This window comes from Streptomyces sp. NPDC032940 (assembly GCF_040636935.1).
Lineage (GTDB): Bacteria > Actinomycetota > Actinomycetes > Streptomycetales > Streptomycetaceae > Streptomyces.
Genome location: NZ_JBEZVJ010000001.1, coordinates 254,406 through 279,285, shown reverse-complemented (window position 1 = coordinate 279,285; position 24,880 = coordinate 254,406). Strand labels below are relative to the sequence as shown.

26 protein-coding genes are annotated in these 24,880 nt (G+C 71.6%); 13 read left to right on the top strand and 13 right to left on the bottom strand.

Going from position 1 to position 24,880, the window contains the following annotated elements:
- Positions 1 to 111: 111 nt before the first annotated feature.
- The 7 genes from AB0E77_RS01275 (at position 112) to AB0E77_RS01245 (ending at position 7,705) form a co-directional block, all read left to right on the top strand.
- Positions 112 to 1,161, top strand: coding sequence for a BMP family ABC transporter substrate-binding protein (locus tag AB0E77_RS01275; protein ID WP_361563836.1), 1,050 nt, complete (start codon positions 112 to 114; stop codon positions 1,159 to 1,161).
- Between the two features lie 226 nt (positions 1,162 to 1,387).
- A complete protein-coding gene (locus tag AB0E77_RS01270) occupies positions 1,388 to 2,953 on the top strand; it encodes an ABC transporter ATP-binding protein (protein WP_361563833.1) in 1,566 nt (521 codons plus the stop codon).
- Positions 2,953 to 4,077 carry an ABC transporter permease gene (locus AB0E77_RS01265; protein ID WP_361563830.1) on the top strand — a complete coding sequence of 375 codons (1,125 nt, stop codon included), beginning with the start codon at positions 2,953 to 2,955 and terminating at the stop codon, positions 4,075 to 4,077. Before AB0E77_RS01270 ends, AB0E77_RS01265 begins: the two co-directional genes overlap by 1 nt.
- The gene (locus AB0E77_RS01260; protein WP_361563828.1) at positions 4,074 to 5,339 is read left to right on the top strand and encodes an ABC transporter permease; all 1,266 of its coding nucleotides are present in this window, start codon (positions 4,074 to 4,076) and stop codon (positions 5,337 to 5,339) included. The genes AB0E77_RS01265 and AB0E77_RS01260 overlap by 4 nt, the downstream gene beginning before the upstream one ends.
- On the top strand, positions 5,336 to 5,728 hold the full coding sequence (locus tag AB0E77_RS01255) for a cytidine deaminase (RefSeq protein ID WP_361563826.1): 393 nt from the start codon (positions 5,336 to 5,338) through the stop codon (positions 5,726 to 5,728). Before AB0E77_RS01260 ends, AB0E77_RS01255 begins: the two co-directional genes overlap by 4 nt.
- 18 nt (positions 5,729 to 5,746) lie before the next feature.
- The gene (locus AB0E77_RS01250; RefSeq protein ID WP_361564413.1) at positions 5,747 to 7,024 is read left to right on the top strand and encodes a thymidine phosphorylase; all 1,278 of its coding nucleotides are present in this window, start codon (positions 5,747 to 5,749) and stop codon (positions 7,022 to 7,024) included.
- Positions 7,025 to 7,120: 96 nt separating this feature from the next.
- The gene (locus AB0E77_RS01245) at positions 7,121 to 7,705 is read left to right on the top strand and encodes a Uma2 family endonuclease (protein WP_361563823.1); all 585 of its coding nucleotides are present in this window, start codon (positions 7,121 to 7,123) and stop codon (positions 7,703 to 7,705) included.
- 1 nt (position 7,706) lies between these two features.
- Here AB0E77_RS01245 and AB0E77_RS01240 read toward each other — a convergent pair whose 3' ends face one another.
- On the bottom strand, positions 7,707 to 8,627 hold the full coding sequence (locus AB0E77_RS01240) for an AEC family transporter (protein WP_361563821.1): 921 nt from the start codon (positions 8,625 to 8,627) through the stop codon (positions 7,707 to 7,709).
- Between the two features lie 131 nt (positions 8,628 to 8,758).
- On the opposite strand from AB0E77_RS01240, the gene AB0E77_RS01235 reads away from it, so the two are divergent.
- Positions 8,759 to 9,145 carry an STAS domain-containing protein gene (locus tag AB0E77_RS01235; protein ID WP_361563819.1) on the top strand — a complete coding sequence of 129 codons (387 nt, stop codon included), beginning with the start codon at positions 8,759 to 8,761 and terminating at the stop codon, positions 9,143 to 9,145.
- Here AB0E77_RS01235 and AB0E77_RS01230 read toward each other — a convergent pair.
- On the bottom strand, positions 9,038 to 10,042 hold the full coding sequence (locus AB0E77_RS01230; protein ID WP_361563816.1) for a sigma-70 family RNA polymerase sigma factor: 1,005 nt from the start codon (positions 10,040 to 10,042) through the stop codon (positions 9,038 to 9,040). The genes AB0E77_RS01235 and AB0E77_RS01230 overlap by 108 nt on opposite strands.
- 109 nt (positions 10,043 to 10,151) lie before the next feature.
- Entirely contained in the window at positions 10,152 to 11,477 is a 1,326-nt protein-coding gene (locus tag AB0E77_RS01225) for an MFS transporter (RefSeq protein ID WP_361563813.1), read from the bottom strand.
- 63 nt (positions 11,478 to 11,540) lie between these two features.
- On the opposite strand from AB0E77_RS01225, the gene AB0E77_RS01220 reads away from it, so the two are divergent.
- On the top strand, positions 11,541 to 12,494 hold the full coding sequence (locus AB0E77_RS01220; RefSeq protein ID WP_361563811.1) for a LysR substrate-binding domain-containing protein: 954 nt from the start codon (positions 11,541 to 11,543) through the stop codon (positions 12,492 to 12,494).
- Positions 12,495 to 12,520: 26 nt separating this feature from the next.
- Here AB0E77_RS01220 and AB0E77_RS01215 read toward each other — a convergent pair whose 3' ends face one another.
- Positions 12,521 to 13,282: an alpha/beta hydrolase gene (locus AB0E77_RS01215; protein ID WP_361563808.1), complete on the bottom strand. Its 762-nt coding sequence runs from the start codon at positions 13,280 to 13,282 to the stop codon at positions 12,521 to 12,523.
- A 170-nt stretch (positions 13,283 to 13,452) separates the two neighbouring features.
- Between AB0E77_RS01215 and AB0E77_RS01210 the strand changes: the two genes are divergently transcribed.
- Both AB0E77_RS01210 and AB0E77_RS01205 read left to right on the top strand, forming a co-directional pair.
- Positions 13,453 to 14,628 carry an adenosine deaminase gene (locus AB0E77_RS01210; RefSeq protein WP_361563805.1) on the top strand — a complete coding sequence of 392 codons (1,176 nt, stop codon included), beginning with the start codon at positions 13,453 to 13,455 and terminating at the stop codon, positions 14,626 to 14,628.
- A gap of 145 nt (positions 14,629 to 14,773) precedes the next feature.
- Positions 14,774 to 15,178: an ATP-binding protein gene (locus tag AB0E77_RS01205; RefSeq protein ID WP_361563802.1), complete on the top strand. Its 405-nt coding sequence runs from the start codon at positions 14,774 to 14,776 to the stop codon at positions 15,176 to 15,178.
- Between the two features lie 111 nt (positions 15,179 to 15,289).
- On the opposite strand, the gene AB0E77_RS01200 is transcribed toward AB0E77_RS01205, so the two are convergent.
- The 5 genes from AB0E77_RS01200 to afsQ1 all read right to left on the bottom strand — a co-directional run bounded on the left by AB0E77_RS01200 (position 15,290) and on the right by afsQ1 (position 19,134).
- The gene (locus AB0E77_RS01200) at positions 15,290 to 15,493 is read right to left on the bottom strand and encodes a PspC domain-containing protein (RefSeq protein ID WP_361563799.1); all 204 of its coding nucleotides are present in this window, start codon (positions 15,491 to 15,493) and stop codon (positions 15,290 to 15,292) included.
- A gap of 95 nt (positions 15,494 to 15,588) precedes the next feature.
- Entirely contained in the window at positions 15,589 to 16,140 is a 552-nt protein-coding gene (locus AB0E77_RS01195) for a VanZ family protein (RefSeq protein WP_361563796.1), read from the bottom strand.
- 89 nt (positions 16,141 to 16,229) lie between these two features.
- Positions 16,230 to 16,841, bottom strand: coding sequence for a hypothetical protein (locus AB0E77_RS01190; RefSeq protein WP_361563793.1), 612 nt, complete (start codon positions 16,839 to 16,841; stop codon positions 16,230 to 16,232).
- Positions 16,841 to 18,460 carry a HAMP domain-containing sensor histidine kinase gene (locus AB0E77_RS01185; RefSeq protein WP_361563791.1) on the bottom strand — a complete coding sequence of 540 codons (1,620 nt, stop codon included), beginning with the start codon at positions 18,458 to 18,460 and terminating at the stop codon, positions 16,841 to 16,843. The genes AB0E77_RS01190 and AB0E77_RS01185 overlap by 1 nt, the downstream gene beginning before the upstream one ends.
- Positions 18,457 to 19,134 carry a two-component system response regulator AfsQ1 gene (afsQ1, locus tag AB0E77_RS01180; protein WP_029394402.1) on the bottom strand — a complete coding sequence of 226 codons (678 nt, stop codon included), beginning with the start codon at positions 19,132 to 19,134 and terminating at the stop codon, positions 18,457 to 18,459. The genes AB0E77_RS01185 and afsQ1 overlap by 4 nt, the downstream gene beginning before the upstream one ends.
- A gap of 223 nt (positions 19,135 to 19,357) precedes the next feature.
- Between afsQ1 and AB0E77_RS01175 the strand changes: the two genes are divergently transcribed.
- Positions 19,358 to 20,101 (top strand): SigE family RNA polymerase sigma factor, encoded by a 744-nt coding sequence (locus tag AB0E77_RS01175; RefSeq protein ID WP_361563788.1) that lies wholly within the window; start codon positions 19,358 to 19,360, stop codon positions 20,099 to 20,101.
- 268 nt (positions 20,102 to 20,369) lie between these two features.
- Here the strand turns inward: AB0E77_RS01175 and AB0E77_RS01170 are convergent, their stop codons facing one another.
- A complete protein-coding gene (locus AB0E77_RS01170; protein ID WP_361563785.1) occupies positions 20,370 to 21,074 on the bottom strand; it encodes a uridine kinase in 705 nt (234 codons plus the stop codon).
- A 102-nt stretch (positions 21,075 to 21,176) separates the two neighbouring features.
- Here AB0E77_RS01170 and AB0E77_RS01165 point away from each other — a divergent pair, with 102 nt between their 5' ends.
- Positions 21,177 to 21,419 (top strand): hypothetical protein, encoded by a 243-nt coding sequence (locus tag AB0E77_RS01165; protein WP_361563783.1) that lies wholly within the window; start codon positions 21,177 to 21,179, stop codon positions 21,417 to 21,419.
- 102 nt (positions 21,420 to 21,521) lie between these two features.
- Here AB0E77_RS01165 and AB0E77_RS01160 read toward each other — a convergent pair whose 3' ends face one another.
- From AB0E77_RS01160 to deoC, 3 genes are read right to left on the bottom strand one after another with little or no spacing between them, the layout of a single operon-like run.
- A complete protein-coding gene (locus tag AB0E77_RS01160; protein ID WP_361563780.1) occupies positions 21,522 to 22,409 on the bottom strand; it encodes an aldehyde dehydrogenase family protein in 888 nt (295 codons plus the stop codon).
- A complete protein-coding gene (locus AB0E77_RS01155) occupies positions 22,402 to 23,856 on the bottom strand; it encodes an aldehyde dehydrogenase family protein (protein ID WP_361563778.1) in 1,455 nt (484 codons plus the stop codon). The genes AB0E77_RS01160 and AB0E77_RS01155 overlap by 8 nt, the downstream gene beginning before the upstream one ends.
- A gap of 5 nt (positions 23,857 to 23,861) precedes the next feature.
- Complete coding sequence (gene deoC, locus AB0E77_RS01150; RefSeq protein ID WP_361563776.1) at positions 23,862 to 24,863, bottom strand: deoxyribose-phosphate aldolase; 1,002 nt, start codon at positions 24,861 to 24,863, stop codon at positions 23,862 to 23,864.
- Positions 24,864 to 24,880 lie beyond the last annotated feature (17 nt).

Genomic DNA, 24,880 nt, shown 5'->3' with positions numbered 1-24,880 from the left:
GGATAACAAGGTGGACAGAAGGGGTTTTCAGGCAGGTCTACGCGCGTTAATCTGCGGCGAAGCCAGCGCCGAAGCCGAACCGTACGGCGCTTGTACGACAGGAGCTCCACAATGCGCCGGATTTCCCGGATCACGGTCGCAGGCGCAGCGACCGCCTCCCTGGCCCTCGCCCTCGCCGCCTGCGGTGGTACCTCGACCTCCTCCGGGTCGTCGGACTCGAAGGGCGACAAGGGTCTCGCCATCGCGTACGACGTCGGTGGCAAGGGCGACCAGTCCTTCAACGACGCCGCCTTCTCGGGTCTGGAGCAGGCGAAGAAGGAGTTCGGCTACCAGACGGCCGACATCGAGCCCACCGAGGGCGAGACCGACGCCGACAAGGAGCAGCGCCTCGCGTCGCTGGCGAAGCAGGGCTACAACCCGGTCATCGGCGTCGGCTACGCGTACGCGTCGGCCATGAAGAACGCCGCCGAGAAGTACCCGGACACCACCTTCGGCATCGTGGACGACGCCACGATCGACGCGAAGAACGTGGCGGACCTGGTCTTCAACGAGGAGGAGGCTTCCTACCTCGCCGGCGTCGCCGCCGCCAAGAGCACCAAGACCAACACGGTCGGCTTCGTGGGCGGCGTGGACGTGCCGCTGATCCACAAGTTCCAGGCCGGCTTCGAGCAGGGTGTCACGGACACCAACCCGAAGGTCAAGGTCATCTCGCAGTACCTGACGCAGACCGCGGAGGAGGGCGGCTTCTCCAGCCCCGACAAGGGCAAGACCGCCGCCGAGGGCCAGATCGAGAAGAAGGCCGACGTCGTCTACGCCGCCGCCGGTCTCTCCGGCCAGGGCGTCATCGAGGCCGCCGCGGCCCACAAGATCTGGGCGATCGGCGTCGACTCCGACCAGTACAAGCAGGAAGCCCTCGCCAAGTACAAGGACTACATCCTGACTTCGGCCACCAAGGACGTCGCCAAGGCCGTGTACAACCTTGCGAAGTCGGTCAAGGACGGCAAGCCGGCGACCGGTATCGTCAAGGGCGATCTGAAGTCCGGCGAGGTCGGCCTCTCGGTCTCCAACCCGAAGTTCGCGGACAACGCCGAGCTCCAGGCAGCCATCAAGACGGCCAAGGAGAAGATCGTCAGCGGCGAGATCAAGGTCAAGAGCAGCTGAACTGAGCTGAGCACCACCTCGAACAGCGTGTAACCGCGGGGTTGCGCCGCTCGGCGGGGTACGAGGAGGGCACCTCCAGGTCCTCCTCGTACCCCGTCGTGTCGATGTGCCGACGCCGCTTCAGATGCCGTAGGGGCGCTACGCGCGTAGACGACCCCCGTCCCCAGGAGAGTGCGCCATCAACGCGTCCAGCAGCCCTCCGGCCGGAGCGGCGGTCAACGAATCGGTGACCGCCGTCGAACTCGCCGGGATCACCAAGCGTTTCCCCGGTGTCGTGGCCAACCACGACATCCACCTCACCGTCCGCAAGGGCACCGTCCACGCCCTCGTCGGCGAGAACGGCGCCGGCAAGTCGACGCTGATGAAGATCCTCTACGGCATGCAGAAGCCGGACGAGGGCACCATCGCGATCGACGGCGAGCAGGTCTCCTTCTCGTCGCCCGCCGACGCCATCGTCCGCGGCATCGGCATGGTGCACCAGCACTTCATGCTCGCCGACAACCTCACGGTCCTCGAGAACGTGGTCCTCGGCAGCGAGAAGCTCCACGGCATCGGCGGCAGGGCCCGCCGCAAGATCAAGGAGATCTCCGAGCGCTACGGCCTCGGCGTGCGCCCCGACGTCCTCGTCGAGGAGCTCGGCGTCGCCGCCCGCCAGCGCGTGGAGATCCTCAAGGTCCTCTACCGCGGCGCCCGCACGCTGATCCTGGACGAGCCGACGGCCGTCCTGGTGCCGCAGGAGGTGGACGCCCTCTTCGACAACCTGCGCGAGCTGAAGGCCGAGGGCCTCTCGGTCATCTTCATCTCCCACAAGCTGGGCGAGGTCCTCTCCGTCGCGGACGACATCACCGTCATCCGCCGCGGCACCACCGTCGGCACGGCCGTGCCCGCCGAGACCACCCCGCGCCAGCTCGCCGAGCTGATGGTCGGCAGCGAGCTGCCGACGCCGGAGACGGCGGAGTCGACGGTCACCGACCAGGCGGTCATCACCGTCGACACGCTGCGTCTGGAGGCGCCCGGCGGCAAGGCCCTGCTGGACGACATCTCCTTCACCATCCACGCCGGCGAGGTCCTCGGCATCGCCGGCGTCGAGGGCAACGGGCAGACCGAACTCGTCGACGCGCTGATCGGCCTCAAGCACGCCGACTCCGGCGCCATCCGCTTCCTCGGCGAGGACATCACCTCGCTGCCCACCCGCAAGCGCCGCGAGCAGGGCGTCGGCTACATCCCCGAGGACCGCCACCGGCACGGCCTGCTCCTGGAGGCCCCCCTCTGGGAGAACCGCATCCTCGGCCACGTCACCGAGAAACCCAACGCCAAGGGCGTCTGGCTCGACCCGAAGGCGGCGCAGGAGGACACCCGCCGCATCGTCGAGACGTACGACGTCCGCACCCCCGGCATCGACGTCACCGCGGCCTCCCTGTCCGGCGGCAACCAGCAGAAGCTGATCGTCGGCCGCGAGATGAGCCACAAGCCGCGCTTCCTGATCGCCGCCCACCCCACCCGCGGCGTGGACGTCGGCGCGCAGGCCGCGATCTGGGACCACATCCGCGAGGCCCGCCGCGAGGGCCTGGCCGTGCTGCTGATCTCCGCCGACCTGGACGAGCTGATCGGTCTGTCCGACACCCTGCGGGTGATCTACGACGGCAGGCTGGTCGCGGACGCCGACCCGGCCACCATCACCCCCGAGGAGCTCGGCTCGGCGATGACCGGTGCCGCCTCCGGCCACCTGGAACACGAAGAGACCCCCGAGATCCGCAAGTCTCCCGAGTCTCCGGAAGACGAGGCCCGCTGATGAAGAAGTTCGACAGGGAGCGCGTGCTCCTCGCGGTGGCCGGGCCGGTCATCGCGCTCGCCGTGGCCTTCGTGCTCAGCGCGATCGTCCTGATCGCCTCGGGCAAGAACCCGATCGAGCCGTTCGCCCTGATGTTCGAGCAGGCCGGGTTCTCCGACATCCAGGTCCTGATCGTCAACCAGGCGTCGATGTACTACATCGCGGCCCTCGCGGTGGCCATCGGCTTCCGGATGAACCTGTTCAACATCGGCGTCGACGGCCAGTACCAGCTGGCCGCCATGATGGCCGCGATCGTCGGCGCCCACGCGAACCTGCCGGCCGCCCTCCAGATCCCGCTGCTGCTCCTGACCGCCGTGTGCACCGGCGCCTTCTGGTCCGGCATCGCCGGTGTCCTCAAGATCACCCGCGGCGTCAGCGAGGTCGTCGCGACGATCATGCTCAACGCCATCGCCACCGCCGTCATCGGCTACCTCTGGCTGCCGGACGTCTTCGGCGTCAAGATCGGCAACAACAACACCACCGGCGAGATGCACGAGTCCGGCTGGATCCCCGGCCTCGACATGGGCGCGGCGGGCGAGATCTACGGCCTGGTGATCCTCGCCGTCCTGCTCGGCATCGGCTACTGGGTCGTCCTCAACCGCACCCGCTTCGGCTTCGACCTGCGCGCCTCGGGCGCCTCCGAGTCCGCCGCCGCGGCCAGCGGCGTGGACCCCAAGCGCATGGTGCTCACCGCGATGCTCATCTCCGGCGGTCTCGCCGGTCTCGCGGGCCTGCCGATCCTGCTCGGCGACACCCACACCTACAGCCTCAACTTCCCCACCGGCATCGGCTTCCTCGGCATCGGCATCGCCCTGCTCGGCCGCAACAGCCCGGTCGGCATCGCCTTCGCCGCGCTGCTGTGGGCCTGGCTCGACAAGGCCTCGCCCGAGCTGGACTTCCACGGCTACGACAAGGAGATCGCGGTCATCATGCAGGGCCTGATCGTCCTCTCCGTCGTCGTCTCCTACGAGGCCGTCCGTGAGTGGGGCCTGCGCCGCCAGCAGCGCCGGGTCGGCGCGGAGCTGGCCGCCGGTCACGTCCTCGGCGCCACCGACAACACCAAGAAGGAGGTGGCTGGCCGATGACCACCGCGACCGACCTCAACCAGCCCACGCTGCAGCCCGCGGCGCCGACCGGCCGCCGCATGTCGTGGCCGGTGCTGCTCCTGGTCATCGCCGGAGCCCTGGCACTGACCTCGCTCGTGCGCATCATCACCGGCGCCGACGGCATCACCAACGTCAGCCAGATGTCCACCGCGCTCCAGCTCGCCGTGCCCATCGGGCTCGCCGGCCTCGGCGGTCTGTGGGCCGAGCGCGCGGGCGTCGTCAACATCGGCCTCGAGGGCATGATGATCCTCGGCACCTGGTTCGGCGCCTGGGCCGGCTTCCAGTGGGGTCCGTGGACCGGCGTCCTCGTCGGCATCGTCGGCGGCGCGATCGGCGGCCTGCTGCACGCCATCGTCACCGTCACCTTCAACGTCAACCACATCGTCTCCGGTGTGGCCATCAACATCCTCGCCCTCGGCGCCACCCGCTACCTGGCCCCGCTCGCCTTCGAGGGCCACCAGGGCGGCTCGGCCAAGCAGTCCCCGCCGGTCGACTCCCTCGGCCACTTCACGGTGCCCGGCCTGTCCGACGGACTCCAGACCCTCAACGACAAGGGCTGGTTCCTGATCTCGGACCTCGCCGGCCTGCTCGGCGGCCTGGTCACGAACGTCTCCTGGCTGACCCTGATCGCCGTCGCCCTGATCCCCGCCACCTGGTGGATCCTGTGGCGCACCCCGTTCGGCCTGCGCCTGCGCTCCTGCGGCGAGAACCCGGTCGCCGCCGAGTCCCTCGGCGTCAACGTCTACAAGTACAAGTACCTCGCCGTGATCATCTCCGGCGGACTGGCCGGCCTCGGCGGTGTCTTCCTCTCCATCGTGGCCAACCCCTTCTACCTGGAGGGCCAGACCAGCGGCCGCGGCTACATCGGCCTCGCCGCGATGATCTTCGGCAACTGGATGCCGGGCGGCCTCGCCATCGGCGCCGGCCTCTTCGGCTACACCGACAGCCTCAACCTGCGCGGCGGCTCCGCCAACGTGCACGCCCTGCTGCTCCTCGGCGCGCTCCTGCTGGTCGCCGGCGCCATCTGGCTGGTGGTCCGCAAGAAGTACGTCAAGGCCGCGATCACCCTCGTCGTCGGCGCGCTGGTCTTCGCCTGGTACGCGGGCACCAACGAGGTCCCGAACCAGGTCGTCTCCGCCACCCCGTACGTCGTCACCCTCGTCGTCCTCGCCCTGTCCGCGCAGCGGCTGCGGATGCCGAAGGCGGACGGCATGCAGTACCGCAAGGGGCAGGGCAAGTGACCGGCGCCGACTGGGAGGGCCTGCGCACGGCGGCCCGGGACGCGATGTCCCGGGCGTACGCCCCCTACTCGGGGTACGCCGTGGGCGCCGCCGCCCTGGCCGACGACGGCCGCACCGTCACCGGCTGCAACGTGGAGAACGCCAGCTACGGCATCGGGCTGTGCGCCGAGTGCGGCCTGGTCTCCCAGCTCCAGCTGACCGGCGGCGGCCGGCTGACGCACTTCGTCTGCGTCGACGGCGAGGGCGAGGTACTCGTCCCCTGCGGCCGCTGCCGCCAGCTGCTGTACGAGTTCGGCGGCCCGGAGCTGCTGCTGGAGACGCCGGAGGGGATCCTCCCCCTGTCCCGGATGCTCCCGCAGGCCTTCGGCCCCGACCACCTCACGAAGTAAGGACTGCCAGACATGGCCATGGACGTCATCTCCGTCATCCGCACCAAGCGGGACCGCGGAGAGCTCAGCGACGAGCAGATCGACTGGGTCATCGACGCGTACACCCGCGGCGAGGTGGCCGACGAGCAGATGTCGGCCCTCGCGATGGCGATCCTGCTCAACGGCATGAACCGCGGCGAGATCGCCCGCTGGACCGCCGCGATGATCGCCTCGGGCGAGCGCATGGACTTCTCGTCCCTGTCCCGCCCGACCGCCGACAAGCACTCCACGGGCGGCGTCGGCGACAAGATCACCCTGCCGCTGGCGCCCCTGGTGGCGGCCTGCGGCGCGGCCGTCCCGCAGCTGTCGGGCCGCGGCCTCGGCCACACCGGCGGCACGCTCGACAAGCTGGAGTCCATCCCGGGCTGGCGCGCCCTCCTCTCCAACGAGGAGATGCTGGACGTCCTGGACACCACCGGCGCGGTGATCTGCGCGGCGGGCGACGGCCTGGCCCCGGCCGACAAGAAGCTGTACGCGCTGCGCGACGTCACCGGCACGGTCGAGGCGATCCCGCTGATCGCGTCCTCCATCATGTCGAAGAAGATCGCCGAGGGCACCGGCTCCCTGGTCCTCGACGTGAAGGTGGGCTCGGGCGCCTTCATGAAGACGATCGAGGACGCCCGCGAGCTGGCCTCCACGATGGTCGGCCTCGGCACCGACCACGGCGTGAAGACGGTCGCGCTCCTCACCGACATGGCGACCCCGCTCGGCCTCACCGCGGGCAACGCCCTGGAGGTCCGCGAGTCGGTCGAGGTCCTGGCCGGCGGTGGCCCCTCCGACGTGGTCGAGCTGACCCTCGCCCTGGCCCGCGAGATGCTCGACGCGGCCGGCCTGAAGGACGCCGACCCGGCGAAGGCGCTGGCCGACGGCTCCGCGATGGACGTCTGGCGCCGCATGATCGCGGCCCAGGGCGGCGACCCGGACGCGGCCCTGCCGACATCGAAGGAACAGCACGTGGTGAAGGCGTCCTCCTCGGGTGTCCTGACCCGCCTCGACGCCTACGACGTGGGCGTCGCCGCCTGGCGTCTCGGCGCGGGCCGCGCCCGCAAGGAGGACCCGGTGCAGGCCGCCGCGGGCGTCGAGCTCCACGCCAAGCCCGGCGACACGGTGACCGAGGGCCAGCCCCTCCTGACCCTCCACACGGACACCCCGGACCGCTTCGCGTACGCGCTCGCGGCACTGGAGGGCTCGCACGACATCGCCCCGGCCGGCACGGCCTTCACGGCCTCGCCGGTGGTGCGGGAACGTATTGCCTGACCAGGCATTTCCCCATTCGGGTGAACGGGATCGGTAGACCACTGCCGGTCCCGTTCGGCATGCTGGGATCGGTGACGCACCGATAGGAGAACCGCCATGAGCGCACTCACCGTGAGCCAGGAGCCCGACCAGAACTGGGACGACCTCGTCCGGTTCTGGGAGGAGATGGAATGGCCCGAGGGCAGCAAGGTGGAGATCATCGAGGGGATCATCACCGTGTCACCAGCTCCGGGACTGCCTCACAATGTGATCGCTGCACGCATCCAGCGACGTCTGTATCCCGTGATCCCGGAGGACTGGGAGATCTTCCAGACACTGGCGATCGCCGTTCCGTCCCGCCTCGGGATGCTGATCCCAGACCTCGTGGTGACACAGTTGCCGGAGCACACCGAGTCCGACACCCACATCCCCGCCGCCCTCGCGGAACTCGTCGTCGAGGTCACCTCCAAGTCCAACGCCCGGCACGACCGCATCAGCAAGCCCGCCGCCTACGCCACCGCGGGAATCCCGCTCTACCTTCTCGTCGACCGATGGGCCCCCGGCGGCCCCACGGCGACGCTCTACGGCGAACCGAAGGGAGACGTCTACCGGGTACTGAGCGCCGCCAAGTTCGGCGATCCCCTCACGCTCCCCGCCCCCTTCGACCTGACCATCGACACCAGCGAGTTCCCCGAGGCCTGACTCACCCCAGCACCGCTGCCACCCCCACCAGTACCGGCACGGACACCACCGTCGACACCAGGATCGCGTCCCGCGCCAGGCGTTCGCCGACGCCGTAGGTCGATGCGTACGTGTACAGGTTCTGCGCGGCCGGCAGTGCCGACGTCACCACCACGTCCAGCAGTTGCGCGCCCCGCAGCCCGAAGACCGCCGACGCCAGCGCCCAGGCCACCGCGGGCTGGCCCACCGCCTTCAGCGCGACCGCGAGCAGCACGGGCCGCCGCTCCGCGCCCCGCAGCGGCATCGTGGAGCCGCACAGGCCGATGCCGAAGGCCAGCAGCACCGCCGGGACCGACATGTTGCCGATCAGGGTGACCGGGTCCATGACCGCGTCCGGCACCCGCAGCCCGCTCGCGGCGACCGCGACGCCGGCGAGCGAACCCAGCGCGATCGGATTGCGCAGCGGCGTCAGCAGCCTGCGCCACAGCGAGCCCTTGCCGCCCCCGCCCGACAGGTCCAGGATCGTCACCGCCACCGGCGTCACCAGCACCAGCTGGAACAGCAGCACCGGCGCCACCAGTGAGGCGTCGCCCAGGACGTACACGGCGATCGGGATGCCGAGATTGCCGGAGTTCACGTAGCCGGAGCAGAGCGCGCCGATCGTCGTACGGCCCACGCCCCAGCCGCGTACGACACCCACCGCGACGAAGGCCCCGGCCACCGCGACCGTGGACAACGCGGTCACCAGCAGACGGCTGGAGAAGACCACCGACAGGTCGGCCCCCGCCAGCGTCGTGAACAGCAGCGCCGGGGACGCCACATGGAAGGCGAGCTTGGTCAGCACCTCGCGCCCCTGCGGCCCGAGGTGCCCGCGCAGACCCAGCACATAGCCGACGCCGATCACCACCGCGATCACCGCGAAGCCGGTCAGCACCCCTTGCACGGCGACGCCTCCCCGGGGACGAGGAGGCGGACGGCGGCGGGCGGCGCGACGGGCGGCGGTATGAGGGGCACATGCCAAGCCTCCGGCGCGGGCCGTACCGAGGTCAACGTGATCTTCGACGTGCCGCACCGATGAGTTCCGCCGGGCCGCCCGGTCTACCGCACGTGGACGCTGTGACACCCGCCGTGCTCGTGCTGCCGGGGCCCGTCTCCCGAGGGGAGACGCCCCGGCTCTGCGACGAGGTGCGCGCGCTGCTGGAGACCACCCGGGCCGGCGTGGTCGTCTGCGACGTCGGCGGCCTGGGACCGCCCGGACTCGCCGTCGTCGACCTGCTGGCCCGGCTGGAGCTCACCGCCCGGCGGGCCGGGGGCCGGATACGGCTGCGCGACCCCGACCCCGCCCTGGGCGCCCTACTCGACCTCGTCGGTCTCCGCTTCGAGACGGAGCGGCAGGTCGAACAGCGGGAACCACCGCTTGGTGTCCAGGAAGCAGTGGAACCCGGTGATGCGGCCGTCTGAGATCTCCAGCACCTGCACCGCCCACGGCGCGAAGCCACCCGCCTCCGGGTCCGGCTTGTAGTGCGCGAAGGCCGGCAGACCGTTGGCCTCGACCGGCAGCAGCCGCGAGCCCGCGCACGCGGCGCCGAGTGTCGACATGAAACCGGTGATGTCCGACGGGCCGGCCAGCCACAGGTCGAACGGCGGCATGGTCATGACCGCGTCCTCGTGCAACAGCGAGGTCAGCGCCGTCATGTCATAGCCCTCGAAGGCCGCGACATAGCGATCGAGGAGCTTCTGCTGCTCCTCGTCCAGCGGGTCGGACACCGCCGCGCCCGCCCCCCGGTCCTCCCGCTCGGCGAGCGTCGCCCGGGCCCGCTGGAGGGCGCTGTTGACGGAGGCGACCGTCGTGCCGAGCAGTTCGGCGACCTCGCTCGCCCGCCACGCCAGCACCTCGCGCAGGATCAGCACCGCCCGCTGCTTCGGCGGCAGTTGCTGGAGGGCCGCCATGAAGGCGAGCCGCACGGACTCCTTGGCGATCGCGGCCTCCGCGGGATCGGTCGTCGTCGGCAGCACGCGGGCGTCCGGCATCGGCTCCAGCCAGGTGTTGTCCGGGCGGGGCGACAGCGCGGCCTGGGCGAGCGGCGTCGACTCCGTCAGATCCATCGGCCGGGCCCGCTTGTTGCCCGCGGTCAGCATGTCCAGACAGACATTGGTCGCGATGCGGTACAGCCAGGAACGGAGACTGGAGCGGCCCTCGAACTTGTCATAGCTCCGCCAGGCACGGACCAGGGTGTCCTGCACCGCGTCCTCGGCCTCGAAGGAGGAGCCGAGCATCCGGTAGCAGTACCCCGTCAGCTCGACCCGGTGCTTCTCCAGCGCGGAGTCCAGCTCCGGCGTCACGGTGCCGTTGGTCATTCCACCCACCCACCCCTGGGCCGTCCCGTCGTGCGCGTTGTCGCGCCTCGCACTTCGGAAGCTACCGCAGCGGACTGACAATGGCCCCCGGAGTCGGGAAAGGCCCACGTCAGCGCGTGGCGGCCAGACCCCGCACCGATGCTCCGGCGCCCTGCCGGCGCGCCGCCAGCGACCCGAGGGCCGTGATCGCCCCGACGCCCAGCACCGCCAGCAGCCCGACGCCGACCGTCCCGGCCCAGCCACCGGAGTGGAAGGCCACCGCGCCCACCGTGCTGCCCGCGCTGGAGCCGATGTAGTAGGCGGACTGGTACAGCGCCGACGCCTGCGCGCGGCCGTGCGTGGCCGTCTTGCCGACCGCCGACGAGGCCACCGCGTGCCCGGCGAAGAAGCCCGCCGTGATCAGCACCAGCCCCAGCAGGACCAGCGGCAGCCAGGGAGCCAGCGACAGCAGCAGACCCGCCGCCGTCGTGCCGCCGCCCAGGTACAGCGCCCCGCGCCGCCCGAGCCGGCCCACCAGCCGGCCCGCCGCCGAGGCCGAGACCGTACCGACCAGATACACCAGGAAGATCGACCCGATCAGGCCCTGCGGCAGGGAGAACGGCGCCTCCGTCAGGCGGTAGCCGATCACCGTGTAGACGCCGCCGAACACCGTCATGAACAGCGCGCCGATCGCGTACAGGCGGCGCAGCAACGGGTTGGACAGATGGTCGCGGACCGTGCCGGCCAGGACCCGCGGGCGCAGCGAGCCCGCCGTGAAGTGCCGCGGCGCCGGCAGCAGCAGCCGGAAGGCCACCGCGCACGCCACCGCGACCAGGCCGATCACCCCGACGGCGACCCGCCAGCCCCACTCCTGCGCGACCCAGCCGGTGATGACCCGGCCGCTCATGCCGCCGACGCTGTTGCCCGCCACGAACAGGCCGATCGCCGTGACCAGCGCCCGCGGCCGCACCTCCTCCGCGAGGTAGGCCGTCGCCGAGGCCGGCAGCCCGGCCAGCGCCGCGCCCTGCACCGCGCGCAGCGCCACCAGCGCCGGCAGCGACGGGGCGAAGGGCACCAGCAGCCCGACGGTCACCGCGACCGCCAGCGACGCCGTCATGACCGTGCGCCGACCGAAGCGTTCCGACAGGGCGCTCATCGGCAGGACGAACACCGCCAGGCCGCCCGTCGCGGCGGCCACCGTCCAGCTCGCGTCGCTCGCCGTCACCCCGAGGTCTCCGGAGATCAGCGGCAGCAGCGCCTGGGTGGAGTAGAGGAGCGCAAAGGTCGCGACACCCGCCAGGAAGAGGGCGAAGCTCATCCGGCGGTAACCGGGGCCGCCCGGGGCCATGCGCGAGTCGCGCGCCTCGGAGGCCTCAGGGACGGAGGTGGCGGAGGGGACGGAGACGGCGGACGCGGCGCCCACTGCGGTGGGCGCCCCGGTATCGGCGGGAGTCATGCTGCGAAGGTACGGAGACCCGCACTCATCCGTCCAATGCACGGAATCGTCATAATCGTTCCTATGGTGCATCAGCAGAGCTCAGAGGCCCGCCTGTCACGGACCGGTGACACAGAAGACATCGTGACGCTGCTCGTGCCGCGCCTCGCGCATTTCGCCGGCGTGGCCCGCACCGAGCACGTCACCCGGGCCGCGCAGGAGATGAACGTCCCGCAGTCGACCCTCTCCCGCGCCCTCGTCCGCCTCGAGGCCGACCTCGGTGTGGACCTGTTCGTCCGCCGGGGCCGCACCCTGGCCCTGACCCCCGCCGGGCACAGCTTCCTCGGCTCCGTCGAACGCGCCCTCGCCGAGATCGAGCGCGCCGCCGAGGAGGTGCGTGCCGACGTCGACCCGGCCACCGGCAAGGTCGCCTTCGGCTTCCTGCACACCATGGGCGCCGAGACCGTCCCCGGCCTGCTGCACGCCTTCCGCGCCGACCACCCCCGCGTCCGCTTCAGCCTCGTCCAGAACTACGGCGAGGCCATGCTGGAGCGGCTGCGCGCCGGCGAGCTCGACCTGTGCCTGACCTCCCCGGTCCCGGACGCTCCCGACCTGGTCGCCCGCCGTCTCGACGAGCAGAAGCTGCGCCTCGTCGTCCCGGCCGACCATCCGCTGGCCGCCCGCCGGCGGATCCGCCTCGCCGAGGCGGCCGACGAGAACTTCGTGACCCTCGAGCCCGGCTACGGACTGCGCCGCATCACCGACGACCTGTGCGGCGAGGCAGGCTTCCGGCCCCGGGTGGCCTTCGAGGGCGAGGAGGCGGAGACGCTGCGCGGCCTGGTCGCCGCGGGCCTCGGCGTCGCCCTCCTGCCGCCGCCCGCCGTGCCCCGCCCCGGCGTGGTCGAACTGACGGTCACCGCACCGCGCGCGGCCCGCGAGATCGGCGTGGCCTGGCTGGCGGGCCGCACGGACACGCCCCCGGTGGCGGCCTTCAAGAAGTTCCTGCTGTCGAGGAGGGGGCACCTGCTCCCCGACTGACCCGAGCCTCGGCCCGGCCGGTTCGGCTACCGGCGCAGCGACTTGCCGAACCCCGCCGCCAACGGCATCCGCAGCCCCAGCGGCGGTGGCGCGGCCAGCGCGTCCTCCACCGGCCGCGAGAAGGACTGCCCGAACAGCACACCCATCACGAAGTCCTCGGCCAGCGCGGCGACTTCGTCCCGGTACTGCCGCAACCCGTGCCCGTCCGCGTGCACTTCGAACCGGCACACGTCCCGGTTGGCCTTCTTCGCCCGGGACGCCAGCCTGAACGACAGCTCGGGGTCGCTGCGTCCGTCGTTCGTGCCGTGCACGATCAGCACCTGGCGCCCGGCGAGCTGCTTGACCGGCTCAGGGGCCGCCGCCACGTCCTCGTCCGGCAGCCACGGGGCGATCGCCAGCACGGAGTTGACGGCCTCGTGCCCGCCCGCCCGCAGCGCGGCCCGGCCGCCCATGCCGACGCCGACGAGACAGACCGGGACGTCACCGTAGCGCCGTACGGCCTCGTCGGCGGCCCAGTCGGCGTCGCGCGCGAGATGCGCCTCGGTGCCGTTCCAGCCCCGGTAGCGGTAGTGCACGACATGCGTGGCCAGGCCCTCGTCCCGGCCCGCCCGTGCCAGCCGGCGCCCCAGCACGCGCACCGACGCGCTCGCCAGCAACGGAGACGGTCTGCGGTCGGAGACCTCGTCACCGCTCGGGAGCAGCAGCACCACGCCGCTGACCGCCGTCCCCTCCGGACCGAGCGTCCGCCCCAGCCGGGCCCGACGGACCGGCGTCGCTTGCTGTGCCATGACAGAACATTCTCAGAAGACAAGGTGTACGCGACCCGTCCTCGCAGTCACCGTTACATATCGGCGCTCGCGTACACCGATTCGCCGGGAAGTTCCCGTACTCGCGGGTATTCCCGTTCCCGTCCGCCGTAGTCCCTGCCCTCTACGCGCGTAGGAGCTAGAGTGCGGAAATGACGAGCCAGCACACCGCGAAGGCCGGCGCGAAGACCGCCGGGAGGACTCCGACGCCGGACCAGATCCGCCGGGCGCCGAAGGTACTGCTGCACGACCATCTCGACGGCGGGCTGCGCCCCGGCACCGTCGTCGACCTCGCCCGCGCCGCCGGTTACGGGCATCTCCCCGAGACCGATCCCGACCTGCTCGGCACCTGGTTCCGGGAGGCCGCCGACTCCGGATCCCTGGAGCGGTACCTGGAGACCTTCTCCCACACCGTCGGCGTCATGCAGACCCGCGACGCCCTCGTCCGGGTCGCCGCCGAGTGCGCCGAGGACCTCGCCGAGGACGGGGTCGTCTACGCCGAGGTGCGCTACGCCCCCGAGCAGCACCTGGAGGGCGGACTCACCCTGGAGGAGGTCGTCGAGGCCGTCAACGCGGGCTTCCGCGAAGGCGAGCGGCGGGCCCGGGAGAACGGCCACCGTATCCGCGTCGGCGCCCTGCTCACCGCCATGCGGCACGCCGCCCGCTCCCTGGAGATCGCCGAACTCGCCAACCGCTACCGCGATCTCGGCGTCGTCGGCTTCGACATCGCGGGCGCCGAGGCCGGCCACCCGCCCACCCGGCACCTCGACGCCTTCGAGTACCTGAAGCGGGAGAACAACCACTTCACCATCCACGCCGGCGAGGCCTTCGGGCTGCCGTCCATCTGGCAGGCCCTCCAGTGGTGCGGCGCCGACCGCCTCGGGCACGGGGTGCGGATCATCGACGACATCAAGGTCCACGAGGACGGCACGGTCGAGCTGGGCCGGCTCGCCTCCTACGTACGGGACAAGCGGGTCCCCCTGGAGCTGTGCCCCAGCTCCAACCTCCAGACCGGGGCGGCGGACTCCTACGCCGAGCACCCCATCGGCCTGCTGCGCCGGCTGCACTTCCGCGTCACCGTCAACACGGACAACCGGCTCATGTCCCACACGAGCATGAGCCGGGAATTCGAGCGCCTGGTCGAGGCATTCGGTTACACGCTCGACGACATGCAGTGGTTCTCCGTCAATGCGATGAAATCAGCGTTCATTCCTTTCGATGAACGACTGGCCATGATCAATGACGTGATCAAGCCCGGATATGCGGAGCTGAAGTCCGAATGGCTGTTCCAGCAGACGGCCTCCACCAGCGGTTCTCCGGAAGAATAGGGGCGGGGTGGCGGCGCGGGGAATGCGGAATGTGGACGGGTGTTCACAAGCCGTCCGCATTTCGATGTTTGCGGCGGGCGGTGCCGCGTGTTTACGGTCGAGAACCGCTCACATCCCCCGTCATCACATTTCGAGGACGCCTTTCATGAAGCAGTCTGCTGTCAAGACCCTCGGTGTCGCCGCCCTCGGCGCCGCCTTCGCCGCCGTCGGCGCCGGCGCGGCCTCCGCGGCCCCGCAGCTCCCGGACGCCACCGGGACGGTGGGCTCCGTCGCCCGGACGCTCCCGACCGAGGCCGTCTCCCACGTGGCGCCGGGCGCCGGCACCGTGCTGGAGCAGGGGCGCCAGGTGGCCGGCACGGGTCTGACCGCCGCTCAGCCGGTCGTCGGGCAGGCGCTCGGCGGCCAGCTCGCCGACGACCCTGCCGCGGGCCTCGTCGGCGGGCTGCCGGCGCACACCCTCCCGGCCCCGGCGCTGCCGCCCCAGACCCTGCCCGCCCCGGCCCTGCCCGCGGACGGCCTGCCCGTCAACGGGCTGACGCTGGGCGGCTGATCGCACCCCCGCACGCGCCGACGGGGCGCACCCGGACCCCGGGTGCGCCCCGTCGGCATACCGGGGGAGAGGTACGTCCGGGCGGGCGGCACAACCGCCCGCCCGGACTCGTCACCAGGCCGTCCGGGCCGCCTTCTCCTCCGACGGCAGGAGGATCCACAGGGCGAGGTAGAGCAGGAACTGCGGGCCGGGCAGCAGGCAGGAGACCACGAAGATCACCCGCATCGTGGTGGCGGAGGTGCCGAAGCGCCGGGCCAGCGCGGCGCACACTCCGCCGATCATGCGGCCATGGGTGGGGCGGGCGAGGCGGGACATCGCGGCTCCTTCGTGAGCGTGGGACGGGGGCCGCCGGTCGGCTTCCCCCTCATCTGCCTTCCACGCTACGGAGACGAAAGGAGCAAAGCGTCGCTCTACGGTGCGATCCCGACCCTGGGAATCGTCGGGGTCCGACCCTGAGCCGGCTCCTCCTGGGGAACGTCCCGCCCGTCCTCCTGCTCGAACCTGCGGCGGAGCCGCGCCCGGCCCGCCGGGACGACGGCGAGGTGGGCGAGGGCCACGCCCAGGGTGTTCAGCAGCAGCGAGTCGACGTCCACGACCTGACCGGGCACCCCGGTCTGCAGCAGCTCGATGCCCAGCGACAGCAGGGCGCCCGCGGCCACGGTCCGCAGCAGGGACGCCGTCGGCGACACGGCGAGCCGCCCGTTCACCATCGGCAGCAGCACCCCCAGCGGCGCCAGCAGGGCGAGCGACCCGCCCAGGGAGCGGGCCGCCGCCGGCCAGCCCAGCGCCAGATCGGCGCGGATGCCGTCCAGCGGATGCACGTTGGGCGGCAGGACCCAGGGCACGTCCAGCGGACGCAGGGTGTACCAGGCGACGAACGCGAGATGTGCGACGAGGAGGACCCCTCCTGTCACACGGATGCGGTGCGCGGCGCTGCCGCCGGTGAACCCATGACGCTGCACGCCCCCCTAGACGCGGCCTCCGGCTCCGGCGGTTCCGGCCCCTCACACGCAAGGGTGAGGCTTGCGCCACATGGGCCCCGGGCCCGGCCTCACCCGCCGGTGACCGCCCGCGACGGCGGCTCGTTGCTGCCGGGCCGGGCGCGCACCTCGTCCGTGCAGGTGTAGCGGCGCGGGGCCCGGTCGTCGGGCCCGGCCAGGATCACGGAGCCGTCGCCGTCGGCCGCGGCCGAGTCGGAGAAGGTGCAGACCACCTGGGCGAGCGCGTACGAGGTGAGGTCACCGGGCGACGTGCCGAGCCGGAGGGTGTCCTCCGGGTCGCCGGGGCGGGGCCCCTTCACCGTGATGCCGACCCGCACGTCCGTGGTGTACCCGGCCTCCTTCTCCACGGCCGACGGCGACGCGACGAGCTGGTCCAGCAGCCCCTGGGCGACCAGCGCCCGGCGCGCGGAGTCCGCGGCGCCGTCCGGGACCCGCACCGTCCGGTCCACGCCCACCAGCGACGAGCCGCACAGCAGGAACACCCGCACCGCCAGACCCGGCTCGGCCCGCTCCGACGCGTCCGGCTCGGCGAGCGAGCAGCGCACCCGCGAGGGCGCGGGGCCGTAGTCCGTGGGCACCTGGGTGGAACGGATCCCGCACCCGGCGAGCAGCCCGGCCAGCACGGGGAGCACGGCGAGTGCCGGCAGGCGGCGTACGGTCATCAGGCCTGTCCCTTCGCGTCCTTGCCCTTGCCCTGGCCCGCGTCCCCGGCGTCCTCGCCCGGCACCGCGTCGCCGGCTTTCCCGGCCTCCTCCTCCGCGGGCACCGACGCGTCCTGCGGCAGCCGCAGCGTGAACACCGCACCGCCCTCGGGAGAGTTCTCGGCGGTGATCTCGCCGCCGTGGATGTGGGCGTTCTCCAGGGCGATGGACAGGCCGAGCCCGCTGCCCTCGGAGCGGGGCCGGGAGGCGCTCGCCTTGTAGAAACGGTCGAAGACGTGCGGCAGGACGTCCTCGGGGATGCCGGGGCCGTGGTCCCGCACCCGGATGACGACCTCGTCGTCCGCCCGCGTCACCGACACCCGCACCGGCGACCCGCCGTGCTTGAGCGCGTTGCCGATCAGATTGGCCAGGATGACGTCCAGGCGGCGCGGGTCGAGACGGGCGTGGATGCCGCGCTCGGCGTCCAGGTCCACGGCGTCCAGCCAGGCGCGGGCGTCGATGCAGGCGGTGATCTGGTCGGCGACGTCGACGTCGTCCAGGACCAGCCGGGCGGTGCCCGCGTCGAAGCGGGTGACCTCCATCAGGTTCTCCACGAGGTCGTTCAGCCGCCGTGTCTCGCTCACCACCAGCCGGACGGCCGGCTCGATCATCGGGTCGATGCCGCCGCCCTCGAACTCCAGCTCGTCCTCCAGCACCTCCGTCACGGCGGTGATGGCCGTCAGCGGCGTCCGCAGCTCATGGCTCATGTCCGCCACGAAGCGCCGCGAGGCCTGCTCCCGGTCGGCCATGTCCGCGACCCGCTTCTCCAGCGCCTCCGCGGCGCTGTTGAACGTGCGTGACAGGTCCGCCAGTTCGTCGGTGCCGGACACGCGCAGCCGGGTGTCCAGCTTGCCCTCGCCGAGCCGTCGCGCGGCGACCCCGAGCCGGTGCACCGGCTTCAGCACGGTCGTCGCCAGAGCCTGGGCGAGCAGCGCCGAGCCGAGCAGCGCGAGTGCGGTCGCGATCCCCAGCGACCAGGCCAGCGAGTTCAGGTCCTTCGCCTCCGGCTCCAGGGACTTGAACATGTAACCGGTCGGCCCGCCGCCGATCACCTTCGAACCGGCCACGAGATAGGGCGTGCCGTCCTCGACGACCCGCTGCCAGTACAGGTGGTACGGGTACTTGTTGGCCGAGGTGACCTTCTGCTCCTTGTTCACCGCGGTACGCAGCGACTCGGGCACGTCGGCCAGCGAGAAACCGCCGAGCCCGCCCGAACTGCCGTACACGGCCTCGCCGTCGGCGTTCTCGGCGACGAGCAGCACGCCGAAGCGCTGGCTGCTGCCGGCCATCTGCCCCGCGGTGTGCTGCAACTCGTCCTGCGTGGGCCGCGCGGGCAGTGCACCCGCCCGGTTCTCCATCTCCTGCTCGAAGTCGCGCAGCACGGCGTCCTGGGTGCGGGTGAGCACCGCCTCGCGGTTCAGCCAGTACGCGATGCCGGACGCCGACACGGCGGCGGTCAGCGCCACGAGACCGAAGACGACGACCAGCCGAAGACGCAGACTGGTCAGGCGCAGCCGCGACCTGACTCCCTTGCGCGTCGCGGCCCAGCCGCGTGAACCCCCCTGGTGTTCCTGTGTCACTGAGGCGGATCCAGCCGGTAGCCCACGCCCCGCACGGTACGGATCAGGGTCGGCGACGACGGCACGTCCTCGACCTTGGCGCGCAGCCGCTGCACACAGGCGTCCACGAGCCGCGAGTCGCCCAGGTAGTCGTGCTCCCACACCAGGCGCAGCAACTGCTGGCGCGACAGGGCCTGCCCCGGCCGCCGGCTCAGTTCGAGGAGCAGTCGCAGCTCGGTCGGCGTGAGCTGGAGGTCCTCGCCGTTCTTGGTCACGGTCATCGCGGAGCGGTCGATGACCAGGCTGCCGAAGCTCGCCGAGTCGCTCGACTCCCGCTCCCCGCGCCGCAGCACCGCCCGGATCCGGGCGTCCAGCACCCGGCCCTGCACGGGCTTGACGACATAGTCGTCGGCGCCCGACTCCAGGCCGACGACCACGTCGATGTCGTCGTTGCGCGCGGTCAGCAGGATGATCGGCAGCTGGTCGGTGCGCCGGATGCGCCGGCACACCTCGAAACCGTCGATGCCGGGCAGCATCACGTCCAGCACGATCAGATCCGGCCGCTGCTCGCGCAGCAGCTTCAGACCGTCCTCACCACTGGCAGCGGTCGCCACGCGATGACCCTGGCGCGTCAGAGAGAGCTCCAGGGCCGTCCGGATGGCGTCGTCGTCCTCGATCAGCAACAGGGAAGGCACGGGCTCATTCTGGCCCATGGAGGGGCTGGGGTTCGACCCGCGGGCCCGGATGCGGCCCCGACCTGCCGACAGGCCCTGTGAAGGATCAGTGACGCAACCGTGGCCGACCCCTGTGACAGGTCTGTGACAGTCGACGGACACGGCCATGAAGTCACCGCGGCAAGCTTTTCGGCACAGGCAACACAGCAGACCGAAACCGGAAGTCCACGACGGGGGGCGCGAGATGAACACGCTGAAGGGCACCAGCACCAGCGCAGTGGTCACGCGTCTGCACGACGTGCACGCACACCGGTCCGGTGAGAAGTCCGGCGTTGTGAGCGGGCGGGGGTGCGCTCGCGGCGCCGGGCGGCAGCACATCACCTACATGACGGTGGTGGACGCCGCCAAGGGGGGGACGCACGGGGGAACCGCGTACGGGGAGGCCGAGGGGGAGCGGAGCTCGCTGTCGGAGGCGGAGTTCACCGCCTACGTCCAGGAGCGCCGCGCCTCCCTGTACGCCACCGCCTACCACCTGACCGGTGACCGCTTCGAGGCCGAGGACCTGCTGCAGAGCGCACTGTTCTCGACCTACCGGGCCTGGGACCGGATCAGCGACAAGGCGGCCGTCGGCGGATACCTCCGGCGCACCATGACCAACCTGCACATCAGCGCCTGGCGGCGCCGCAAGCTCAACGAGTACCCGACCGAGGAACTGCCGGAGACGCCCGGCGACACGGACGCCATGCGCGGCACCGAACTGCGCACCGTCCTGTGGCAGGCGCTCGCCCGGCTCCCCGAACTCCAGCGCACCATGCTGGTCCTGCGCTACTACGAGGGCCGCACGGACCCGGAGATCGCGGACATCCTCGACATCAGTGTCGGCACGGTGAAGTCCAGCATCTGGCGCTCGCTGCGCCGGCTGCGCGAGGACGAGGTCCTCAGCTTCGGCCGTGACCGGGAGGACGCCTTCGGCGAACTGGTCGCCTGAAGGCCGGGGCCCTGAGGCCCGGGGGGATTTGGGCCCTGGGGGACCTGGGGGGGACCCCGCGAAAAAAAAGTCGGAGTCCGGGTGTATCACGGGGGGAATCCCGGGCTCTTACTCACGGGGAAGCACCACGGGGGAACAACGGGGGGACGGGGGATCACGGGGGAACGGGGAAACACGGGGGAGCACAAGGAAGCGGGACTGGAGGGCCGGGGGGTCCGTCCAGTCCCGTTCTCTTTGTGCCCTGTCCTTTGCGTCCCGCGTGCGTCCGTCACGCCGCCGTACGGGCCGTGGGGCGCCGGCCCGCGGCCGCGGCGGCCAGGCGGCCCATCGCCTCGTCCCGGTCGCAGGCGTGGGCGCCCAGGGCCGTCTGCCGGGAGATGATCGACCGTTCCTGACGCATCAGCCGCCAGCCGCGGCGCAGCAGGAACGGCACCGACTTGCGGCCCTCCCGCAGATCCCGCAGAAAGCGCCGGCGGAAGGTCGTCAGCGGCCCCCGGCTCAGACACAGCGCGTCGGCCAGGACGCCCAGTTCACGGCAGCGCGCGACGATCTCGGCGGCGAAGATGCCCTCCGCGAGGAACAGCGGGGTGCGTCCGATGTCGACCGCGTCCTCGCCGGTGCGCGCGCTGAGCGAGATGTCGTAGACGGGCACGTTCGTACGGCCGGTGCGGCACAGCTCGGTGATCGCGGCGATCGCCGCGTCCGCGTCCCACGAGCCGGGGTGGTCCCAGTCGATGTCCGCACTCCCCGCCACCAGCGGCAGCGTCGGGTCGGTGCCCTCCTTGTAGAAGTCGTCGAGCCGCAGCACCGGGAGACCGGAGCGGGCCGCGAGAAGGGACTTGCCGGAGCCGGAAGGGCCGCAGAGCAGCACGACTCGCGTGGGTATGGGCGGATGGGAGGTCACGGGACACCAGTGTGCGGCATCGAGCGGGCCTCGTACGAGTCCGCGGGCCGGCTTTGCAGCGTGCGTCACACTGCGGGTGCGGACAGTGGTGACCTGATCGCCCTCCGCGGTGTTGTCACGGTGGTCCGAAGCGCCCGAAAGGCGTCCCGCGAGCAAGAGGTGGCATGAGTGATGGCCCGACACGTCTCCCCCCGTACCCAGCACGTCCGGCGCGTCCTGGTCGCCCTCGCGACCGCCGGAGCAGCCCTGGCGGCGGGCGCCGCGACCGCATCCGCGGGCACTCGGGCCGCCACGCCGGCCCCCGTCGATCCGCAGGCCGGCGTGCGCGCGGTGACCGGCAACCTCGGTCTTGTCACCGGTCCGTTCGCCGGCCTCGAGCGCGGCCTGCCGGGCGGCGCCGGGGCGCTGCGCTGACGTTCGCTCCCCGCATGCGCGAAGCCGCGCCCTCCCCGGACGGGGGGAGGGCGCGGCTCGCTCGTGGCGGCTTCGGCGCCGTGGGTGCCCTGGGGGCGTGGCTCAGTACGCGGAACCGGACGCGCCCAGCGACCCCGTGGGGTGCCAGACCGTCTTGGTCTCCAGGAACGCCGTCAGGCGGTCCGTGCCGGGCATCGCCGACCAGTCGTCCACAGGCTGTGGACGAAGGACGCGCTTGAGGTTGTCCGCCGCCGCGATCTCCAGCTCCTTCGCCAGCGCCTCGTCGGCGCCCGCGAGGTCGATCGCGTTGACGTCCTGGTGGGCGGCGAGCGGGGCGGCGATCTCCGCCGTACGGCCCGAGAGGATGTTGACCACGCCGCCGGGCAGGTCGGAGGTGGCCAGGACCTCGCCGAGGGAGAGGGCCGGGAGCGGGGACTTCTCGCTCGCGATCACGACCGCCGTGTTGCCCGTGGCGATCACCGGGGCGATCACCGAGACCAGGCCCAGGAAGGAGGACTCCTGCGGGGCGAGGACCGCGACCACGCCGGTGGGCTCCGGAGAGGACAGGTTGAAGAACGGGCCCGCGACCGGGTTGCCGCCGCCGACCACCTGGGCGATCTTGTCGGTCCAGCCCGCGTACCAGACCCAGCGGTCGATCGTCGCGTCCACGACCGCGGCCGCCTTCGGCTTCGACAGGCCCTCTGCGTCGGCGACCTCCGCGACGTACTGGTCGCGGCGGCCCTCCAGCATCTCGGCGATGCGGTAGAGGATCTGGCCGCGGTTGTACGCCGTCGCGCCGGACCAGCCGCCGAACGCCTTGCGCGCGGCGACCACCGCGTCACGGGCGTCCTTGCGGGAGGAGAGCGGGGCGTTCGCCAGCCAGTTGCTCTTGGAGTCGCTCACCTCGTACACCCGGCCGCTCTCGGAACGCGGGAACTTCCCGCCGACGTACAGCTTGTAGGTCTTCAGTACGGAGAGTCGGTCAGACATCGAGGTACGCCTCCAGGCCGTGGCGGCCGCCCTCGCGGCCGAAGCCCGACTCCTTGTAACCGCCGAACGGCGACGTCGGGTCGAACTTGTTGAACGTGTTGGACCAGATCACGCCCGCGCGGAGCTTGTTCGCGACCGCGAGGATGCGCGAGCCCTTCTCCGTCCAGATGCCCGCCGACAGGCCGTACGGGGTGTTGTTGGCCTTGGCCACGGCCTCGTCCGGGGTGCGGAAGGTGAGGACCGACAGCACCGGGCCGAAGATCTCGTCGCGGGCGACGGTGTGCGCCTGGGTGACGTTGGTGAAGAGCGTCGGGGCGAACCAGTAGCCGGAGGAGGGGAGTTCGCAGGCCGGGGACCAGCGCTCCGCGCCCTCCGCCTCGCCCTGGTCGGCGAGCGCGGTGATCCGCGCCAGCTGCTCGGCCGAGTTGATCGCGCCGATGTCGGTGTTCTTGTCCAGGGGGTCGCCCAGGCGGAGCGTGGTGAGCCTCCGCTTGAGGGAGTCGAGGAGCTCGTCGTGGATCGACTCCTGGACCAGCAGGCGCGAGCCCGCGCAGCAGACCTGGCCCTGGTTGAAGAAGATGCCGTTGACGATGCCCTCGACGGCCTGGTCGATCGGGGCGTCGTCGAAGACGATGTTGGCGCCCTTGCCGCCCAGCTCGAGCGTGAGCTTCTTGCGGGTGCCCGCGACCGTCCGCGCGATCTCCTTGCCGACGGCCGTCGAGCCGGTGAAGGCGACCTTGTTCACGTCGGGGTGGGCGATCAGCGCGGCGCCGGCGCGGCCGTCACCGGTGATGATGTTCACGACGCCCTTGGGCAGGCCCGCCTGGCGGCAGATGTCCGCGAAGAACAGGGCGGAGAGCGGGGTCGTCTCGGCGGGCTTCAGGACCACCGTGTTGCCGGTGGCGAGCGCCGGGGCGATCTTCCACGCCAGCATCAGGAGCGGGAAGTTCCAGGGGATGACCTGGCCCGCGACGCCGAGCGGGCGCGGGTTCGCGCCGTAGCCGGCGTGGTCGAGCTTGTCGGCCCAGCCGGCGTAGTAGAAGAAGTGCGCGGCGACCAGGGGGAGGTCCGCGTCGCGGGTCTCCTTGATCGGCTTGCCGTTGTCCAGGGTCTCCAGGACGGCCAGCTCGCGGCTGCGCTCCTGGATGATCCGGGCGATGCGGAACAGGTACTTCGCGCGCTCGGAGCCGGGGAGCGCCGACCACTTCTCGAAGGCCTTGCGGGCGGCCTTCACCGCGCGGTCGACGTCCGCCTCGCCGGCCTCGGCGACCTCGGAGAGGACCTCCTCGGTGGACGGCGAGACGGTCTTGAAGACCTTGCCGTCGGCCGCCTCGGTGAACTCACCGTCGATGAACAGACCGTAGGAGGGGGCGATGTCGACGACCGCGCGGGACTCGGGCGCCGGTGCGTACTCGAACGCGGATGCAGATGCGGATGCGGATGCCATGGGGATCAGTCCACCGTCACGTAGTCGGGGCCGGAGTAACGGCCTGTGGCCAGCTTCTGGCGCTGCATCAGCAGGTCGTTCAGCAGCGAGGAGGCGCCGAAGCGGAACCAGTGGTTGTCCAGCCAGTCCGCGCCCGCGGTCTCGTTGACCAGGACCAGGAACTTGATCGCGTCCTTCGCGGTGCGGATGCCGCCGGCCGGCTTCACGCCGACCTGGACGCCCGTCTGCGCGCGGAAGTCGCGGACCGCCTCCAGCATGAGGAGCGTGTTGGCGGGCGTGGCGTTGACCGCGACCTTGCCGGTCGAGGTCTTGATGAAGTCGGCCCCGGCCAGCATGCCGAGCCAGCTCGCGCGGCGGATGTTGTCGTACGTCGACAGCTCGCCGGTCTCGAAGATGACCTTCAGGCGGGCGGACGTTCCGCAGGCCTCGCGGACGGCGACGATCTCGTCGTACACCTTCATGTAGTGCCCCGCGAGGAACGCGCCGCGGTCGATGACCATGTCGACCTCGTCCGCGCCGGCCGTCACGGCTTCGCGGACGTCGGCCAGCTTGACGGCCAGCGAGGCGCGGCCCGCCGGGAACGCGGTCGCGACCGAGGCGACCTTCACGCCGGAGCCGGCGACGGCCGCCTTCGCGGTCTCCACCATGTCGGGGTAGACGCACACGGCCGCCGTGGCGGGGGCGGTGCGGTCGGTCGGGTCGGGACGGACCGCCTTGGCGCCGAGCGCCCGGACCTTGCCCGGGGTGTCCGCGCCTTCCAGCGTCGTCAGGTCGACCATCGAGATGGCGAGGTCGAGTGCGTACGCCTTCGCGGTGGTCTTGATGGAACGGGTGCCGAGCGAGGCGGCGCGCGCCTCCAGGCCGACCGCGTCGACGCCGGGCAGCCCGTGGAGGAAGCGGCGCAGCGTGCTGTCGGACGCGGTGACGTCCGTGAGTCCGTGGGGGGACGCAGCGGATGCAGCGGATGCAGCGGGTGCAGCGGGTGCAGCGGGTGCAGTGGTGGGCATGGTCACCAGACGAGCAT

Excerpts from the sequence above, each read along its gene's own strand:
- AB0E77_RS01225 (WP_361563813.1), bottom strand. The coding sequence starts at position 11,477 with ATGACTCCCGCCGATACCGGGGCGCCCACCGCAGTGGGCGCCGCGTCC.
- deoC (WP_361563776.1), bottom strand. The coding sequence starts at position 24,863 with ATGCCCACCACTGCACCCGCTGCACCCGCTGCACCCGCTGCATCCGCT.
- AB0E77_RS01165 (WP_361563783.1), top strand. The coding sequence starts at position 21,177 with ATGGCCCGACACGTCTCCCCCCGTACCCAGCACGTCCGGCGCGTCCTG.
- AB0E77_RS01220 (WP_361563811.1), top strand. The coding sequence starts at position 11,541 with ATGGTGCATCAGCAGAGCTCAGAGGCCCGCCTGTCACGGACCGGTGAC.
- AB0E77_RS01200 (WP_361563799.1), bottom strand. The coding sequence starts at position 15,493 with ATGTCCCGCCTCGCCCGCCCCACCCATGGCCGCATGATCGGCGGAGTG.
- AB0E77_RS01160 (WP_361563780.1), bottom strand. The coding sequence starts at position 22,409 with ATGTCTGACCGACTCTCCGTACTGAAGACCTACAAGCTGTACGTCGGC.
- AB0E77_RS01205 (WP_361563802.1), top strand. The coding sequence starts at position 14,774 with ATGAAGCAGTCTGCTGTCAAGACCCTCGGTGTCGCCGCCCTCGGCGCC.
- AB0E77_RS01155 (WP_361563778.1), bottom strand. The coding sequence starts at position 23,856 with ATGGCATCCGCATCCGCATCTGCATCCGCGTTCGAGTACGCACCGGCG.
- AB0E77_RS01260 (WP_361563828.1), top strand. The coding sequence starts at position 4,074 with ATGACCACCGCGACCGACCTCAACCAGCCCACGCTGCAGCCCGCGGCG.
- AB0E77_RS01275 (WP_361563836.1), top strand. The coding sequence starts at position 112 with ATGCGCCGGATTTCCCGGATCACGGTCGCAGGCGCAGCGACCGCCTCC.
- AB0E77_RS01265 (WP_361563830.1), top strand. The coding sequence starts at position 2,953 with ATGAAGAAGTTCGACAGGGAGCGCGTGCTCCTCGCGGTGGCCGGGCCG.
- AB0E77_RS01250 (WP_361564413.1), top strand. The coding sequence starts at position 5,747 with ATGGACGTCATCTCCGTCATCCGCACCAAGCGGGACCGCGGAGAGCTC.
- AB0E77_RS01210 (WP_361563805.1), top strand. The coding sequence starts at position 13,453 with ATGACGAGCCAGCACACCGCGAAGGCCGGCGCGAAGACCGCCGGGAGG.
- AB0E77_RS01175 (WP_361563788.1), top strand. The coding sequence starts at position 19,358 with ATGAACACGCTGAAGGGCACCAGCACCAGCGCAGTGGTCACGCGTCTG.
- AB0E77_RS01235 (WP_361563819.1), top strand. The coding sequence starts at position 8,759 with ATGAGTTCCGCCGGGCCGCCCGGTCTACCGCACGTGGACGCTGTGACA.
- AB0E77_RS01230 (WP_361563816.1), bottom strand. The coding sequence starts at position 10,042 with ATGACCAACGGCACCGTGACGCCGGAGCTGGACTCCGCGCTGGAGAAG.
- AB0E77_RS01245 (WP_361563823.1), top strand. The coding sequence starts at position 7,121 with ATGAGCGCACTCACCGTGAGCCAGGAGCCCGACCAGAACTGGGACGAC.
- AB0E77_RS01215 (WP_361563808.1), bottom strand. The coding sequence starts at position 13,282 with ATGGCACAGCAAGCGACGCCGGTCCGTCGGGCCCGGCTGGGGCGGACG.
- AB0E77_RS01190 (WP_361563793.1), bottom strand. The coding sequence starts at position 16,841 with ATGACCGTACGCCGCCTGCCGGCACTCGCCGTGCTCCCCGTGCTGGCC.